General features: G+C 51.4%; 14 protein-coding genes. 9 read left to right on the top strand and 5 right to left on the bottom strand.

Features of this window, described 5'->3' with window-relative positions:
• Window positions 1-157 precede the first annotated feature (157 nt).
• From ACPXV9_RS04925 to ACPXV9_RS04900, 6 genes are all read left to right on the top strand, one after another.
• Window positions 158-1,945 (top strand): ABCB family ABC transporter ATP-binding protein/permease, encoded by a 1,788-nt coding sequence (locus tag ACPXV9_RS04925; RefSeq protein ID WP_423895107.1) that lies wholly within the window; start codon window positions 158-160, stop codon window positions 1,943-1,945.
• A 16-nt stretch (window positions 1,946-1,961) separates the two neighbouring features.
• Window positions 1,962-2,276: a DUF4156 domain-containing protein gene (locus ACPXV9_RS04920; RefSeq protein WP_423895105.1), complete on the top strand. Its 315-nt coding sequence runs from the start codon at window positions 1,962-1,964 to the stop codon at window positions 2,274-2,276.
• A 17-nt stretch (window positions 2,277-2,293) separates the two neighbouring features.
• Window positions 2,294-4,882, top strand: coding sequence for a DNA polymerase II (locus ACPXV9_RS04915; RefSeq protein WP_423895104.1), 2,589 nt, complete (start codon window positions 2,294-2,296; stop codon window positions 4,880-4,882).
• A gap of 109 nt (window positions 4,883-4,991) precedes the next feature.
• Complete coding sequence (locus ACPXV9_RS04910) at window positions 4,992-5,405, top strand: MarR family winged helix-turn-helix transcriptional regulator (RefSeq protein ID WP_423895102.1); 414 nt, start codon at window positions 4,992-4,994, stop codon at window positions 5,403-5,405.
• 38 nt (window positions 5,406-5,443) lie between these two features.
• Window positions 5,444-5,884 carry a hotdog fold domain-containing protein gene (locus ACPXV9_RS04905; protein WP_423895100.1) on the top strand — a complete coding sequence of 147 codons (441 nt, stop codon included), beginning with the start codon at window positions 5,444-5,446 and terminating at the stop codon, window positions 5,882-5,884.
• Between the two features lie 221 nt (window positions 5,885-6,105).
• A complete protein-coding gene (locus tag ACPXV9_RS04900) occupies window positions 6,106-6,363 on the top strand; it encodes a DUF4404 family protein (RefSeq protein ID WP_423895098.1) in 258 nt (85 codons plus the stop codon).
• A gap of 166 nt (window positions 6,364-6,529) precedes the next feature.
• On the opposite strand, the gene ACPXV9_RS04895 is transcribed toward ACPXV9_RS04900, so the two are convergent.
• Window positions 6,530-8,410, bottom strand: coding sequence for an acyl-CoA synthetase (locus ACPXV9_RS04895; RefSeq protein WP_423895096.1), 1,881 nt, complete (start codon window positions 8,408-8,410; stop codon window positions 6,530-6,532).
• A gap of 397 nt (window positions 8,411-8,807) precedes the next feature.
• Here ACPXV9_RS04895 and ACPXV9_RS04890 point away from each other — a divergent pair, with 397 nt between their 5' ends.
• Window positions 8,808-10,253 (top strand): coniferyl aldehyde dehydrogenase, encoded by a 1,446-nt coding sequence (locus ACPXV9_RS04890; RefSeq protein ID WP_423895094.1) that lies wholly within the window; start codon window positions 8,808-8,810, stop codon window positions 10,251-10,253.
• A gap of 89 nt (window positions 10,254-10,342) precedes the next feature.
• On the top strand, window positions 10,343-11,347 hold the full coding sequence (locus ACPXV9_RS04885; RefSeq protein WP_423895092.1) for an AraC family transcriptional regulator ligand-binding domain-containing protein: 1,005 nt from the start codon (window positions 10,343-10,345) through the stop codon (window positions 11,345-11,347).
• 36 nt (window positions 11,348-11,383) lie between these two features.
• On the opposite strand, the gene ACPXV9_RS04880 is transcribed toward ACPXV9_RS04885, so the two are convergent.
• Window positions 11,384-11,773, bottom strand: coding sequence for a sirohydrochlorin chelatase (locus ACPXV9_RS04880; protein WP_423895090.1), 390 nt, complete (start codon window positions 11,771-11,773; stop codon window positions 11,384-11,386).
• 113 nt (window positions 11,774-11,886) lie between these two features.
• Here ACPXV9_RS04880 and ACPXV9_RS04875 point away from each other — a divergent pair, with 113 nt between their 5' ends.
• Entirely contained in the window at window positions 11,887-13,095 is a 1,209-nt protein-coding gene (locus ACPXV9_RS04875; RefSeq protein WP_423895088.1) for an iron-containing alcohol dehydrogenase, read from the top strand.
• 69 nt (window positions 13,096-13,164) lie between these two features.
• On the opposite strand, the gene ACPXV9_RS04870 is transcribed toward ACPXV9_RS04875, so the two are convergent.
• From ACPXV9_RS04870 to ylqF, 3 genes are all read right to left on the bottom strand, one after another.
• Window positions 13,165-13,410, bottom strand: coding sequence for a YdcH family protein (locus tag ACPXV9_RS04870; protein ID WP_423895086.1), 246 nt, complete (start codon window positions 13,408-13,410; stop codon window positions 13,165-13,167).
• A 77-nt stretch (window positions 13,411-13,487) separates the two neighbouring features.
• Entirely contained in the window at window positions 13,488-14,192 is a 705-nt protein-coding gene (locus ACPXV9_RS04865; RefSeq protein ID WP_423895085.1) for a hypothetical protein, read from the bottom strand.
• A 2-nt stretch (window positions 14,193-14,194) separates the two neighbouring features.
• Window positions 14,195-15,196, bottom strand: coding sequence for a ribosome biogenesis GTPase YlqF (ylqF, locus tag ACPXV9_RS04860; protein WP_423895083.1), 1,002 nt, complete (start codon window positions 15,194-15,196; stop codon window positions 14,195-14,197).
• Window positions 15,197-15,235: the final 39 nt, after the last annotated feature.

Raw genomic sequence — 15,235 nt, 5'->3', positions numbered from 1 at the left:
GTGGTGGCCAGCCTTAACAACTTAGTACAAAAAAACTGGCCCCATACCATGAAATTGTCGGTCGTTTTTCGGTATTCTTAAGCACTGTGGTTTTATCACCCTGAATCGCCCTCCTTTTTGGGTGTACCCCCCGATTTTTGAATGTGGCTTCTCCTATATGCGCAGTATGAGAACAGATGTCGCCATTGGTGACGTCAACTGGTCAACCCTGAAACAACTCTGGCCCTATTTGCTGGAATTTAAAACCCGGATTGGACTGGCGCTGTTGTGCCTGATTATGGCCAAGCTGGCCAGTGTCGGTATGCCTTTTATTCTTAAGCACATTGTTGATGATCTTGACGCCGATGTGGGGCCGATGTTGGCCCTGCCTCTCGGATTGTTGCTGGCCTATGGCGCGGTGCGTTTTGCCAATGTGATGTTTGGCGAGTTGCGAGACACGCTGTTTGGTCGGGTGACCGAGCGCGCCATGCGCCGGATTGGTTTGAAAGTATTCAAGCATTTGCATGCTCTGGATATCGATTTTCATCTCAATCGAAAAACCGGCGGGCTTTCACGGGACATTGAGCGGGGCACCAACGGCATCAGTTTCCTGTTGCGCTTTATGGTGTTCAACATTGTCCCGACACTCCTGGAAATTTGCATGGTGGTGGGCTTGCTGTGGTGGAATTACAGCTTCTGGTATGGCGTTATCGTGCTGGTGGCCGTGGTCTGTTACGCCAGTTATTCGTTTGTTGCCACAGAGTGGCGCACGCGCTTTGTCCGGGCTGCCAATCAGGCTGAATCCCAATCGAGTACCCGGGCCATCGACAGCTTGCTCAATTATGAAACGGTGCGCTATTTCACCAACGAGGAATACGAAGCCCGCCACTACGATCAGGATCTGGCGCAGTGGGAGAAGGCCCGACGTCAGAATCGTCTGTCACTGTTTGCTCTCAATGGTGGTCAGGCGTTTGTGATTGCAGCGTCCCTGACAGCGGCGATGATTCTGGCAGCCCATGATGTGACCCGGGGAGAAATGACGCTGGGTGATTTTGTCCTGATCAATGCCTTTATGATGCAGATTTTTATGCCGCTCAACTTTCTGGGTTTTGTCTACCGGGAAATGAAAGGCTCCATGGCCAATATCGAAAATATGTTTGGCCTGCTGAAGCAGGAGGCCAAGGTGTCCGACAAGCCCGAGGCCCGTGAATTGAAGGTGGATCAGGGAGCGATCGAATTTCGCCAGATAAATTTTGGCTACCAGCCAGAACGCCAGATCCTGAACAAGGTCAGCTTCAGCATCCCTGCTCGCAACAAGGTGGCGATTGTCGGCAGCAGCGGTTCGGGCAAATCCACGTTGCTTAAATTGCTGCTGCGATTTTACGACACCGATAACGGTCAGGTGTTGATCGATGGTCAGGATATTCGTGATGTCACCCAGCAGTCACTGCGCTCACAAATAGGGGTCGTGCCTCAGGATACTGTGCTGTTCAATTGTTCAATCTTTGAAAACATCCGCTACGGACGGGTGGAGGCCACTGATGATGAGGTGTGGCAGGCCATTCGTCTGGCCCATCTGGATGATTTTATTCAGCGCCTGCCCAACCGTGAACAAACTTTGGTGGGCGAGCGGGGTCTGAAATTATCCGGCGGTGAAAAGCAGAGGGTTTCCATTGCACGCTGTATCCTCAAGCGGCCACCCATTATTGCCTTTGACGAGGCAACCTCATCGCTGGATAGCCGCTCCGAGAAGTTGATACTCAAAGCCATTCAGGAAATTTCACAGGAGCATACCGCGGTGGTGATTGCCCATCGTCTATCCACCATCGTCGACGCCGACAGCATTGTGGTGGTGCATCAAGGCGAGGTTGTCGAGCAGGGCAATCACGACCAGCTGCTGGCTCTTGGCGGCTACTACGCCAATATGTGGAATCTGCAGCAACAGGACAAAATTGAAAGTGACTAATCTGGAGTTAAACACCATGTCGATTAAAACGATTTATACCCTTGGCCTGACAGCCCTTGTCAGCGCCTGCGCCTGGGTTGATAGCAAGCCCGGTTCCGAACAGGTGGTTATGCTGGATCGTTTTCAGGCTGAATCCTGCCAGCGTCTGGGGACCACCAGCACGCAAACCAAGGACAAGCTGTGGCTGTATGAGCGCGATCAGCAAACCGTTCGCAACGAATTGGTGGCTCTGGCCCGCAACGAAGCGGCCGCCATGGGCGGCAATGCATTGGTGCCCGAACAGGAGGCGACCGACGGGCAGCAACAATTCATCATTTACCGTTGTCCCTGAGTACTGTTGTTTGAATCATGAGCCGAGCTTCTGAGCAACAGAAAGTCTCTAAGCAACAGAAAGTCCCTGAGCAACAGATAGACGGTTTTCTGCTGACTCGGCAGTGGGATGACGCTACGGGCAGTAACCTGTTTCGCCTCAAACAGCTGACGCTGGATTATTGGTTAACCTCCGCCCAAGGACCGGTTCGGGTTCGCGTCGATGATCAGCCTGCGGTTTTTTTCCTCGCTGCCGAGGATGAAGACAAAGCGCACAATACCCTGTTGCGCGTGTTGGGTGTCTCGGCAAGTCACCCCTCGGTATTACCCGCCTGGGAGATCAAGCCACTGAACCTCCGCGACTTTCGCAATCGCCGGGTGGTGGGTATCTACTTCCGCGAGCAGCGTGTGTTGTATCGCGCTCGCGAAGCGCTGAAAAAATCCGGGATGGAACCGTTGGAAGCGGATGTCCACCCCAGTGATCGCTTTCTGATGGAGCGCTTTGTCACCGCGGGGGTTAGTCTCAAGGGCGAGATCAGGCAGCGGGACGGCTATCGGGAAATGATCAACCCCCGCTGGCAGCCGGCGCCGGTCAATCCTGCCTTTACGGTGGTGTCACTGGACATCGAAACCGATCTTGCCGGGGATTACCTGTATTGCATTGGCGTGACTCTGCATCGGACGGCACTGGCTGACGCCGCGGATGCCGATCCGATGCGGCGGGTTTTTATGGTGGCTGACCCTCAGTCTGATCGCGACGATGGTGATGCCCGGCCGGACTATTTGCACTATTGTCCGGATGAAAAAAACCTGCTGGAAACCTTTGTGCAATGGTTTACCGAGCAGGATCCGGATATTGTCATTGGCTGGAATGTCATTAATTTTGATTTGCGCTTCCTGCAAAAAAAGGCCGAGCAGTGGCGAGTCCGGCTGAGCCTCGGGCGTAACGCCAGGCTGCTGGATTGGCGTCAGTCCAGAAGCGACGATGAACATTACACCTTGGTGATTCCGGGGCGGCCAGTTCTCGATGGCATCGACACGTTAAAGTCGGCTACCTATCAGTTTGAAAGTTTTTCACTGGATTATGTTGCCGGGGAAGTACTGCAGCGTGGCAAGCTGGTTGACGATGTTGATAATCGAGCGGAGAAAATTACCGAACAGTTCCACAGTGATAAGGTGGCGCTGGCACGCTATAACCTCGAAGACTGCCAGCTGGTTTGGGATATTTTTCAGAGCCTGGGATTGTTTGAATTCGCCATTGAGAGGGCTAATCTGACGGGGCTCACATTCGATCGTTTTGGCGGTTCTGTCGCGGCATTCGATAATCGCTATCTACCCAGATTGCATCGTTCGGGTTTTGTTGGCCCGGCACTGGTGGACAACCCTGTGGGCGTTGGTAGCCCCGGGGGCTATGTGATGGATTCCATTCCCGGCGTTTATCAACACGTGCTGGTGCTGGATTTTAAATCCCTGTACCCCAGTATCATGCGCACCTTTCATATCGATCCTCTGGCTCGGGTGACCGGTCAATTTCATGAGCAGGCCTTTGGTCACAAGCGCGAAGCGCAATGGGACCGCCAGGAAACCGAAGAGGTCGATCGCGAGTTACTGGTTCCCGGATTTAACGGTGCTGTGTTCCTGAAACAAACGGCCTTGCTGCCGGATATTATTGGCGAGCTGTGGATGGCCCGTGATCAGGCCAAGCGACAGCAGAACGCAGCCTTGTCTCAGGCAATCAAAATTATTATGAATTCTTTTTATGGGGTGTTGGGCACTCCCGGTTGTCGCTTTTTCGACTACCGCTTGCCAAGCTCCATTACCTTGCGCGGCCATCAGATTCTGACCCGCTCAAGGGAGCTGATTGAAGAGCAGGGGCATCGCGTGATTTATGGCGATACCGACTCGGTGTTTGTGCACCTGGCAACACTGCCGCAGAATGCCTCGCTGCAAGAGGTGGATCAGTTGGGGCACCAACTGGCCGATTCTCTCAATCGCTATTGGCAGAGTTATCTTCAGGATCACTATCATCTGGAGAGCCGCCTGGAGATCGAATACGAAACCCACTACAGCCGATTTGTTATGCCCACCATTCGGGGCTCCGATACCGGCAGTAAAAAGCGCTACGCCGGTCTGGTGGAAAAAGCTGGCCGTGAACCCGAGATGGTGTTTAAAGGATTGGAGGCCGTGCGCACCGACTGGACACCAATGGCGCGCCAGTTTCAACGCGATCTCTATGGCAAGGTGTTTGCCGGTGAGGCCGTTGAAGCTTTTATTCGCGAGACGGTGGAAGCAATTAAGGCGGGTGAGCACGACCGCGATCTGTGGTATCGCAAGCGCATTCGCAGGCGACTGGACGATTATAAGAAAAACGTACCGCCTCATGTACAGGCCGCTCGCAAAGCCGATGAATGGCTGGAGTCTCAGGGCATGCCGGCACGCTATCAGCGAGGAGGCTGGGTGCAATACGCTCTGACCACCCATGGTCCCGAACCTATGGAACATCGGGTTTCGCCTTTTGATTACGAAGAGTTTATCGAGCGTCAGATTGCCCCCATTGTGGATGGCATTCTCCACTTCGAAGGCAAATCTTTTGAGTCCATAGTGGATCAGCAACTTGGTTTGTTTTGATATCAAATTGGGCTGTTTTGGTTATTCTGTTAATATTGTTTATATATAAACTAAATACTTCACATGTGAACAAGTTGCCGTTGCAAGACGGTGTAAATAGGAGCAAGCGTTGGATAAGCGTCTCTTTTTTCTGATGAATATGGCTCAGCATCGGGTGTTTCGGTTCGCCGATAACAAGAGTGTTGAGCTGTTGGATATTCCGGTCAGCCAGGTTGCTGCCATGTTGTATGTGGCAAAGAACGAGGGTTGTTTACAGAAGGATTTATCGCAGGCCCTGGGCCTGAATAACTCCGCTGTTACCGGATTGGCCAAGCGGATGGAAGCGAGAGCGTTGATTCAGCGCCAGCCCTGCAATATTGATGGTCGGGCAACCCGCTTATACCTTGCCGAGCGAGGTCGGGAGACACTCCCGCAGGTTTTTCCCTTGATTGCGCAACTCAATGAATTACTTGCCGCTGATTTCAGCGATGATGAAATAGCGGTTGTGATGCGCTTTCTCAATAAGGTGATTGAAACCTTTTAGGCGTTTGCCGGGACCGACCAGAGCATGAGGAAGATCCCATGAGTCAGAATCTCGAACTTTACAATCAAATGGGCCCCGAGGCCTTTTCCCAGGCCGTTAGCCAGATCGCACCATACTTTGCCAGTATCGATCCGGAAATGGTGGAGCTGAAACCGGGCTATGCCGAGATGCGTTTAAAGAATCAGAAGAAGGTTCATAACCATTTGGGTACGGTACACGCCATTGCCATGTGTAACGCGGCAGAGCTGGTAGGTGGTATGACCACGGATGTTTCCATTCCCGCCGGAGCCATCTGGATCCCCCAGGGCATGACGGTGGCCTATCTGGCGAAAGCCAAAACCGATTTGAAAGTGGTCTGTGATGCCAGCGACGTTGATTTCTCCAAACCCGGTGAAATTGTGGTCCCGGTAGCCGCTTACGACGATGCCGGTACCAAGTGCTTTACCGCTGACATCAGCATGAACGTGAAACACGCCTGATAGATTCGGTTCATTACAACCTTTTTGCCCCCGATGATGATCATCAGAGGGGGCTTTTTTTGTTGGCATGATCCTGTGTCGCTTTGAAGTTGATTGGCTATACTTAAATGAGTGTGTGAGCTTCTGTTGATCGGGCCTTTGTCCATCAGGTCCTTATCCAACAGGCCCTTGTCCATCAGCTCTTTATCTAACCGACCTCTATGCAGTCAGGAGATCCCATCATGACCAACGATGCCCTTAAAGCCAACATTGCTGAAATCAGAACCATTATGGAAACGGCGCTCGCCAGTAAAGAGCGTGATTTGTTGGGAGATCTGCTCAGTACCATGTTGGATAAACCAGAGCCGGTGGTGCCTGACGAGCATGATACATTGGTCCAGCAGATTGATTCTGCGGCGGTGGATTTTGAAATGGATCACCCGCAACTGGCCAGAGCATTAAGGGAAGTGGGTGATTCTTTAAATAAGATGGGCGTTTGAGCTTTTTAAGCGAGTAGCAAGTTACTGCTGTAATCTGCCTAAAGCTTGCTGTGAATGCTTCGTTGTAAACTCGATTGCCGCAACCATGCGGCAATCGGTCTTGGGCTCAGGCCTTAACAACAGCTTTTAGATTGAATCACGGTATTCAAACTGGCAATACTATGGCTTAAGCCACTGAGCTGACGTTTAATTTAAACGCGTAATCACCGAGTAGTTCAGTTACCCTCTCTTCCTCGTCACAGGTTACCGTGACACACTGCCCGAACTTCTTGTCGGTCACGACTTCAACCGAAAAACCTTCAGACAAATTTTCCTGCAATGTTTCGCTAACCATTTGTTTTACCAGATCATTGCGCAGGGTGGGTTTGAAAATTTTACCAACGGCGGTTACCGGCATGGCATCAACGAAATAAACCTCCTTGGGGACGGCCGCTCGCTCATGAATGGTCTCATTTCCATAATTGATCAGTTCTTCGGCACTGACTTCACAACCCTGTTTCATTTGCACAAACAGCACCGGTAATTCTCCGACCCGCTTGTCGGGTTTACCGATGGCTACCGCTTCAGCGATATCGTCGCGTTTGTAATAGGCTTCTTCGATCATTTGCGGATCGATGTTGTGGCCGCCGCGAATGATCAAATCCTTGCTGCGTCCGGTGAGCCACAGATAGCCGTCTTCGTCGAGGCGACCCAGATCACCGGTATTGAACCAGCCTTCCAGTGGCCACTGGCCCTCATTCTGTGACGGTTGCTTATAACCGCTGAAAACGTTCGGTCCCTTGATGACAATTTCACCGGATTCATTGGTGTCGCAATCGCGAACCCAGAGGCCATTTTCGTCCACTTCAACGATGCGAACTTGCAGGTAGGGTACGGGTAAGCCCACTGAGCCAATCCGACGATCTCCGAACTTGGGGTTGGCGGAGGTGCAACAGGTGCCTTCTGTTTGACCGTAGCCTTCCACCAGAGTGATTCCGGTTTTGTCTTCGAATTTGCGGAACAGCTCGGTGGCCAGAGGGGCGGCTCCGCACAGTGCGGTATCCAGACTGGACAGATCATAGTCTTCTGATGGAATTTCCAACAGGGTGCTGAGGATCGTGGGGACACAACTGAACAGGCTGATCTGATACTTTTCAACCAGCCCCCAGAAATTGCTGATGACTTCGGGTGTGCGGTAGCCGGCGGCGGTGGCCAGAATCACTTCGGCACCGGTCATCCAGGGCGCCAGCCCGGTAACAAAGACGCCGTTGACATGGAACAGCGGCAGGCCGCAGAGGGCACGGCTACCGGCGTTCATTTCCAGGCAGCTGCACATCTGATAACAGTTGATGATTTCATTGGCGTGGGTGTGAGGCGCCAGCTTGGGGGTTCCGGTGGTGCCGCCGGTGTGAAAATAAGAGGCAATGTCGGTACTGGCAATGACGCGGCCACTGACCAGATGGCCGGCTGGTTTATCGTTAATCAGGGCATCGAAATCCAGAACGCTGGCACTCAGGTAGTCCGCCATCTGTTCCGGGGTGTTGAACAGGTTGATCGCAACAACATATTGCAGATCCGGCGCCAAAGCTTTCACCTGCTGGGCTTTCTCCCACAGATCGCTGCCGGGAGTGGGGGCCAGAGTAACCAGAACCTTGGATTTGGCCTCGTTGATGATGGCGGCAATGTGCTCAACGTCCAACAGCGGGTTGATCGGGTTGAAAATACCGGCCGCTTCGGCTCCCCAGATGGTGAAGTGCGTCTGGGGCAGATTGGGTAGCATCATCGAAACCACGTCATCTTTGGTGACGCCCAGTGAGTGCAAGCCGTTGGCGGTTTGAGTGATTCTGGCAAACAGCTGCTGATAGGTCAGGGTGATACTTTCTTCGTCCAGTGTCGCAAAAGGCAGAAAGCGCAGGGCAATTTGGTCACTGAAATTGGCGGCAGACTCTTTCAACAGCTGGTAGCTACTGGCTGGCAGTGGCAGATCTTCCAGTGCAATGCTTTCGATTTCCCGAATATCGTTAATGTCTGTGATCTTATGGCCGGCTTTGGAAAAGTAGGGGTTCATGCATCCACTCCTGTTTTATTTTTGTATTTATCCCTGATTTGTCATTTTACGTCATGCAGAGACTCTGATGTGGCTTCAAATGACAGGAAATCACTGTTATAGAGAGTAGAATAGCTGACGTATTTCCAATATTCGTGACAACTATTGTAAAGATGGCAGAACTGTCGTTTGGCTTTTTGCTACTCTGAATTTGCTTTACTGGCTGTCGTGTAATGTCAAATTGCCGTCAGGGTGTTGGGCTAAAATCGATTCAATAGGTCGAAAAAGAATCAAAAGCGATGATGAGAGCCCGGTGAATACTTTTGCAAGTATTTTCCCGGAAAAGGCCCGTAAGTTGATTACCAATCTGCCGGGCAACAAAAAACAAATACGATAATTTTAATAAAGGAACCAGTCGATGAACGCGGTTAACGAAAATCTGACACCTGATATCGCCAATATGCTCAATGCGACCTTTCAAAAGCAGCGCAGTGCCTATCTGGCTAATCCCACCCCCGAATACAAACAGCGTATTGAGGACCTGAAAAACCTCAAGCGCATGCTGGTGGATCAACAGGACAAAATCATTCAGGCGATCAGTCAAGACTACGGTAATCGCTCTACTCATGAGAGTCTGTTCGCCGAGTTTATCGCTACCCTTGATAGCATTGATGACGCCAGAAAGCGCCTGAAAAAATGGATGAAGGTGCAAAAGCGTCACGTTGATATCACCATGTTCTTCGGCGCCAAAAACCGCGTTATTCCTCAGCCACTGGGTGTGGTGGGTATTATTGTTCCCTGGAACTTCCCGGTTAACCTGAGTTTTGGACCCCTGATTTCCGCGTTCTCCGCCGGTAACCGTGCCATGGTGAAAATGTCGGAGAACTCTGTGGCTCTGTCTCGTTTGTTGCAAGACGTGGTAGGTAACTATTTCCCGGAAGAAAAGCTGGCTTTCTTTGAAGAAACCGGTGGTGTGGGTATCGAGTTTTCACAAATCCCATTTGATCTGATTTTCTTCACCGGTTCCGGTCAGACCGGCCGTGCGGTTATGGCCTCGGCGGCCAAGAATCTGACTCCGGTTATTCTGGAGCTGGGTGGCAAGGCGCCGGCGATTATTGATCCTGATTTCCCTCTGGAGAAAGCCGTTGAGCGCATCATGTTCGTGAAACAATTCAACGCGGGCCAGATCTGTGTCAACGTCGATTATGTGTTTGTCCATGAGAGCCAGAAAGAAGCCTTTATTGAGGCGGCCAAAGCCTGGGTTCAGAAACACGTGCCTGATATTGAGAGTGTTGACTACACCTCCATTATTGACGACCGTTCTGTGCAGCGCCTGAAGGCCACCGTAGATGACGCCAAAGAGAAGGGCGCCCGTGTGGTTAACCTGTGTAATCAGGAACTCAACGAAGAAACCCGCAAGTTCCCGGTGACCCTGATTACCGATATGACCGAAGATATGACCATTGCCACGCGCGAAACCTTTGGTCCTCTGATTGGTCTGCGTACCTACAAAAACTCCAGCGAGGTAATCGAATACGTGGGCGAGCGCGACCGTCCACTGGCCATGTATCCATTCACCAACGATAAGAAATTGGCAGATAGATACATCGACCGCATCATGTCCGGTGGTGTGTGTGTGAACGATGCCCTGTTACACGTGGCACAGCACGATATGCCTTTTGGCGGTGTGGGTCCAAGTGGTATGGGTCATTATCACGGCTATGAAGGGTTTATTGCTCTGTCGAAGATGCGTCCGGTATTCTATCAGGCCAGTTTCTCTTTCCTGAAGTTTCTGGCGCCTCCTTACGGTAACTTCGCCACTCGCGTTTACAACCTGTTGATGAAGTTGAAATCAAGAGTCTAAGCTTCAACGCTTTTAAAAGAAGGCCTTGTCCAGCATTATGGACAAGGCCTTTTCTATTTTGAGCAGCAGAAAATCCCGAGTCAGGTGACATGTACCCCCAAATACGCACTGGTGCTTTTCAGTATTTTCCGGAGTTGGTTGAGGAACTGAACGGGGATATTGATTGGATCTGGACACAATCTGGTTTCGATACCCGGCTACTGGAAGGCAAAGACAATCTGATTCCTACCGAGCAGTATATTCACTGCTTGCGTCTGGCTTCAGCGACAACCGGGCACAGCGATTTTGGTTTGTTGCTCTCAACCCGTCAGAGTGTGGATATGCTTGGCGCCGTGGGTCTGTTGGCAGAGGCAGAGGATTTGCTGGGGGGCAGTGTGGATACCATTGGCCGCTTCTTGCGTTTGCATAACTCCAGTTCCATTGTCACTGTCCAGCAGTACAGTGATAAGGTGTTGCTCACCTACGACGATATTGCACCGCGATTTACCCGTGATCCGCAGATTTGCGATTTTGCCATGGGGTTTGCCACCAAACTGGCGAGAGAGAGTCTTGGTGAAGGCTGGAATCCCATGGCGGTTTATTTTGTCCACAAGGAACCGGAGAATCTCGAATCATTCAGTGAGATTTTTCGCTGCCCACTGTACTTTAATCAGGAGTTTTACGGGGTAGCCATTGAGAATATGGCGTTGCAGGCGGTTCAGCCTAAAGCGGATAAAAGTAAACGAGTCAGTCTGTTGCAGCATCTGGAGCAGATGCAGCAACAGGTTTCGGCTAACGAGAAGTACGCCAATCTGGTGGGTTATCTGATACACGTTTTGCTGCCCAACGGTGGTTGCAGTGAAGACAATGTGGCAAAGCTGTTACAGATGAATAAGCGCACCTTGCAGCGTCGCTTACTGGACGAGGACACATCCTATAAAACCATCTTGAACAGTATTCGAATGGATCTGGCCCGGCAGTATCTGCTCGAGACCAAAATTTCCCTGACCAATATGGCTTCCTACCTAGGTTATTCTGAACTCAGTGCTTTTTCGCGATTCTTTCGCAGTCAACAGGGCTGTTCACCGATGGATTATCGCAAGACGGGCAAATAGCAGACACCGTCAACAATCCAATATTGGCAAGAGACTTCAGAGCTGGTCGGTGATGTGGTTGCCAATGGTGCTGCCAAGTTCTGGGGCCAGACCAAAATAATCCATCAGCTCAATCTCGACACCGGGAAACGCCTCCATGGCCTCTACTACCTGTGCCGGAATGTCCTTGCCAACGTGCCGGCCATTGTTAAAAAACAATGGGTACACGTAAATCTTTTTCATACCGTCTTTGATTACAGTTTCGCAGGCTTGCAACAGAGTTGGCGATGTTTGCTCGAGGAATGCCGGAGCAACGCGGGCGAACTGTGCGGCTTTATCGGTCGCGAGATTTTCAACCAGTTGCATAAATTCCTGATTGGCACTGTCACGGCGGCTGCCATGGGCAATAACCACCAGAGCGGTTTGAGATAAAGTGGGTGATGTCATGTCGTAAAATGTCAAACTTTATTGGAGGGTGGGTAGTATATTAACACAACAGGTTATACGGGCCCTTTGAAGAAAACCGTCAAAATCCATATAAAAAAATAACTGGGGGAGAGATGTTTCAACTGCAAGTGTTGTTCTACAAATTTCTAATGCTGATCAATCGATTTTTGATCGCGGTTCTACCTGAAAATAAACCCACCTTATTCAGTGGTGCCGGTTCGTCTTTACAGTTGACCCAGGCTATGGCCCAACTGGGTGCCAAAAAAGTATTGCTGGTCACCGATAAAATCCTGAATGAGCTTGGTCTGATCAAACCCATTGCCGACAGTCTCGAACAAGAGGGTGTGAATGTGGTGATCTTTGATGGTGTTGAGCCAGACCCTTCATTCGGTGTGGTTGAGGCGGGTCTGGAGATGCTGAAGCAAAATGACTGCGACAGCGTTCTGGCTGTCGGCGGTGGCTCATCCATCGATGCGGCCAAGGTTATGGCGCTGGCGGCCAATAACGACAAAACCCCGAAACAGCTGGAAGGCAAATTGAAGGCCCGCAATCAGGCCATTCCCCTGTTTGCCATACCGACCACAGCGGGTACCGGTTCTGAAGTTACTGTGGCTGCCGTGATAACGGATAAAGAAGAGGATCAGAAGCGCGTCGTAATCGATCCCAAACTGGTTCCGATTGCTGCGGCACTGGATCCGGAATTGATGAAAGGCATGCCGGCGCCAATCACGGCCGCTACGGGTATGGATGCTCTGACCCATGCGGTCGAGGCTTATATCTCCAAGTTTGCTGCCCCCAAGACCGATGCTTATGCGGTTGCCGCAATACGTCTGATCATCAAGAACCTTACTGCCTCCTATGATGATGGCAGCAATTTAAAAGCGCGCGAGGGGATGGCCAAGGCCTCTTTCTATGCGGGACTGGCGTTTACCAAGGCCTTTGTCGGTTATGTGCATGCCATTGCCCATCAATTTGGTGCCAAGTACCACACACCTCATGGGCTGGCGAATGCCATTGCATTGCCGCACATTCTGGAATTCTCCAAACCTGCTGTGGCCCATCGACTGGCGCAACTGGCGATTGAATGTGAACTGGGTGACCGTTCAGAAAGCGATTGGGTGCTGGCCGGCAAATTTATCGATAAGGTTTGGGAAATCAGTGAGCACATGGGCGTGCCCAAGTCGCTGGACGCATTGAAAAGCGAGGACATTCCTCTGATCACCAAAGGCGCTTTGGCTGAAGCCCATTACACCTTCCCGGTGCCTCGCTATATGGATCGTCAGCAGTGCGAAGCGATTCTGATGAAGATGCTGCCTTCCTGATTGGCATTTTCCTTCAGGCAAAAAAAATCCCGGATATCCGGGATTTTTTTTGCCTGAGAAACGTGCCGCTTAGGCTGGCTGCGCGGTCAGCATCTTATAGAGTTCATCTTTAAGGTGCAGCCGTTGCTTCTTGGCTTCTTCTTCACGAGCCGTAGTGGCAGGTACCACTTCGTTTTCCATTTTTTCTACTTCGATAGTCAATTCATGGTACTCGTCGAACAGGCGGCGGAAGTGGTTGTTCGTGGTTTTCAGAGTGTGAATTTGCTCTTTCAGTTCTGGGAATTCGTGTGCCAGATCGTGATGTTCAACAGCCATGGTTATCTCCTGATGGGTCAATAATTTCTTTGTTGTCTTTATTTTAGGTTGGGAGCGATGTGCTGTGTTGATATGAATCAAAGGCCACCGTTTGAAATTTCATTCCCTGACTTATTGTCGCTGTCGAGTGTTTGCAGGGGTTGTTCCAGACTGCTGAAAGATCTGGGGGCCACATAGAGCAGCTGTTCCTTTGCCTCATCACTGATCACTGCATCCAGCCCCAGTTTCGGGTAGAGCAGGTGACGGGTGGTTTCAGTTTCAGCAATGATTGACTGCGGCTTGCCAAAGCGCTGTTCGATCAAGTCCTGTTCGAGGTTGACCGCGGGAATAAAACTCAGACTTTTGATTGGCCATTGCTCCGCTCGTTGTTTGTCGTCGGGGTTGAGCAAAAATTGACGGGCACCCGAGGCCATATACTTGGAGGCTGCCGGGTTGTCCTGAATATCCGCCAGTGCCTGTTGGGGGGCATCAACTACCAGAATCAGTTTGCCACGGATCGGGCCACTGGAAAAATGGCTGTAATAGGCTTCGAGGGCGGCATAATTGTCCTGATTGGCGATGATGGCCAGTTTATAATCCATGCCCAGATGCGCTATGGCCTGTGCCAGATTGGTTTGTTCCAGAGTCAGACCAAATACCTCGCTGGTTCCGTCGTCATTGACGGTGATTTCCCAAGGCAGGCTGAATCGCATCACCTGCTGATTGGGGTCTGGTTTTAACAGGAAATAGGCCAGCAGGCAGACAAGTGTAAAAAGGCTGAGAGAGATTAAGCGTTTGGTCATGATTAACGTCTTTTACGATTGCGGTTTTTGGATCGGTTTCCGGATTTTTTCAATGGCTGTTCGCCCTGTTCGGCGTGGCCACCGCGCTGGCGTTGTTTGAAAGCCTCCTTGCGCGCACGGTCTTCTTCGGCTTTGCGAGCCTTTTCTGCCTCAACCTGACGCACTTCTTCGATGGCCATCTCTGGTGTTTCTAGGGTGATTCTTCCCAAAGTGCCGGAGCGCAATTCATTGATCAGGATTTCCGAAATCTTGTGCAGATCGGTGCGACCACCGGGGCGCAGACAGCCTCTTCGGGCGGCGGCCAGCTCCAGAAATTCGAGCTCGGTTGCTGGCAGTTCGGATAGCTCAAAGCGTTGTTTGAGAAGCTCGGGGTAGTATTGCAACAGGAAGTCAGCGAGAAAGAAGGCAACGTCATCGTATTCCATGGCGGTGTCTTTGATCGCGCCACTGGCGGCGAGACGGTAGCTGCTCTTGTCATTTTCTACTTTGGGCCAGAGAATTCCCGGGGTATCTAGAAGCATGATGCCATTACCCAGATTGATTCGTTGCTGGCCCTTGGTGACGGCAGGTTCGTTGCCGGTTTTGGCAATGGTTTTACCGGCCAATGTATTGATCAGGGTGGATTTGCCGACGTTGGGGATGCCCACGATCATGGTGTGGATGGTGCTGTAGCCCTGATCTTTTTCCGGCAGCATTTTGCGGCACAGATCGATCAGGCCCTTCATCTTGCCAGGCTCCTCGGTGGTGATGCCCAGGGTTTTGACGTTTTTTTGCTGCTCCAGATACTCCTGCCACTGGCGTGTCATTTCCGGGTCGGCCAGATCGGTCTTACTGAGTACTTTGATGCAGGGCTTGTCACCTCGAAGGGTCGCAATCGCTGGATTTTCACTGCTGAAGGGAATGCGGGCATCAAGGACTTCGATCAACAGATCCACCTGTGGCAGAACTTCCTTGATCTGTTTTTGGGCCTTGTGCATGTGCCCCGGGTACCATTGAATCGCCATGGTGTTTCGCCTTGCTGCAACAAAAACCGGAATTCTAAC

This window comes from Candidatus Pelagadaptatus aseana (assembly GCF_040362265.1).
GTDB lineage: Bacteria > Pseudomonadota > Gammaproteobacteria > Pseudomonadales > Cellvibrionaceae > Pelagadaptatus > Pelagadaptatus aseana.
This window is presented reverse-complemented; position numbering and strand designations above follow the sequence as displayed.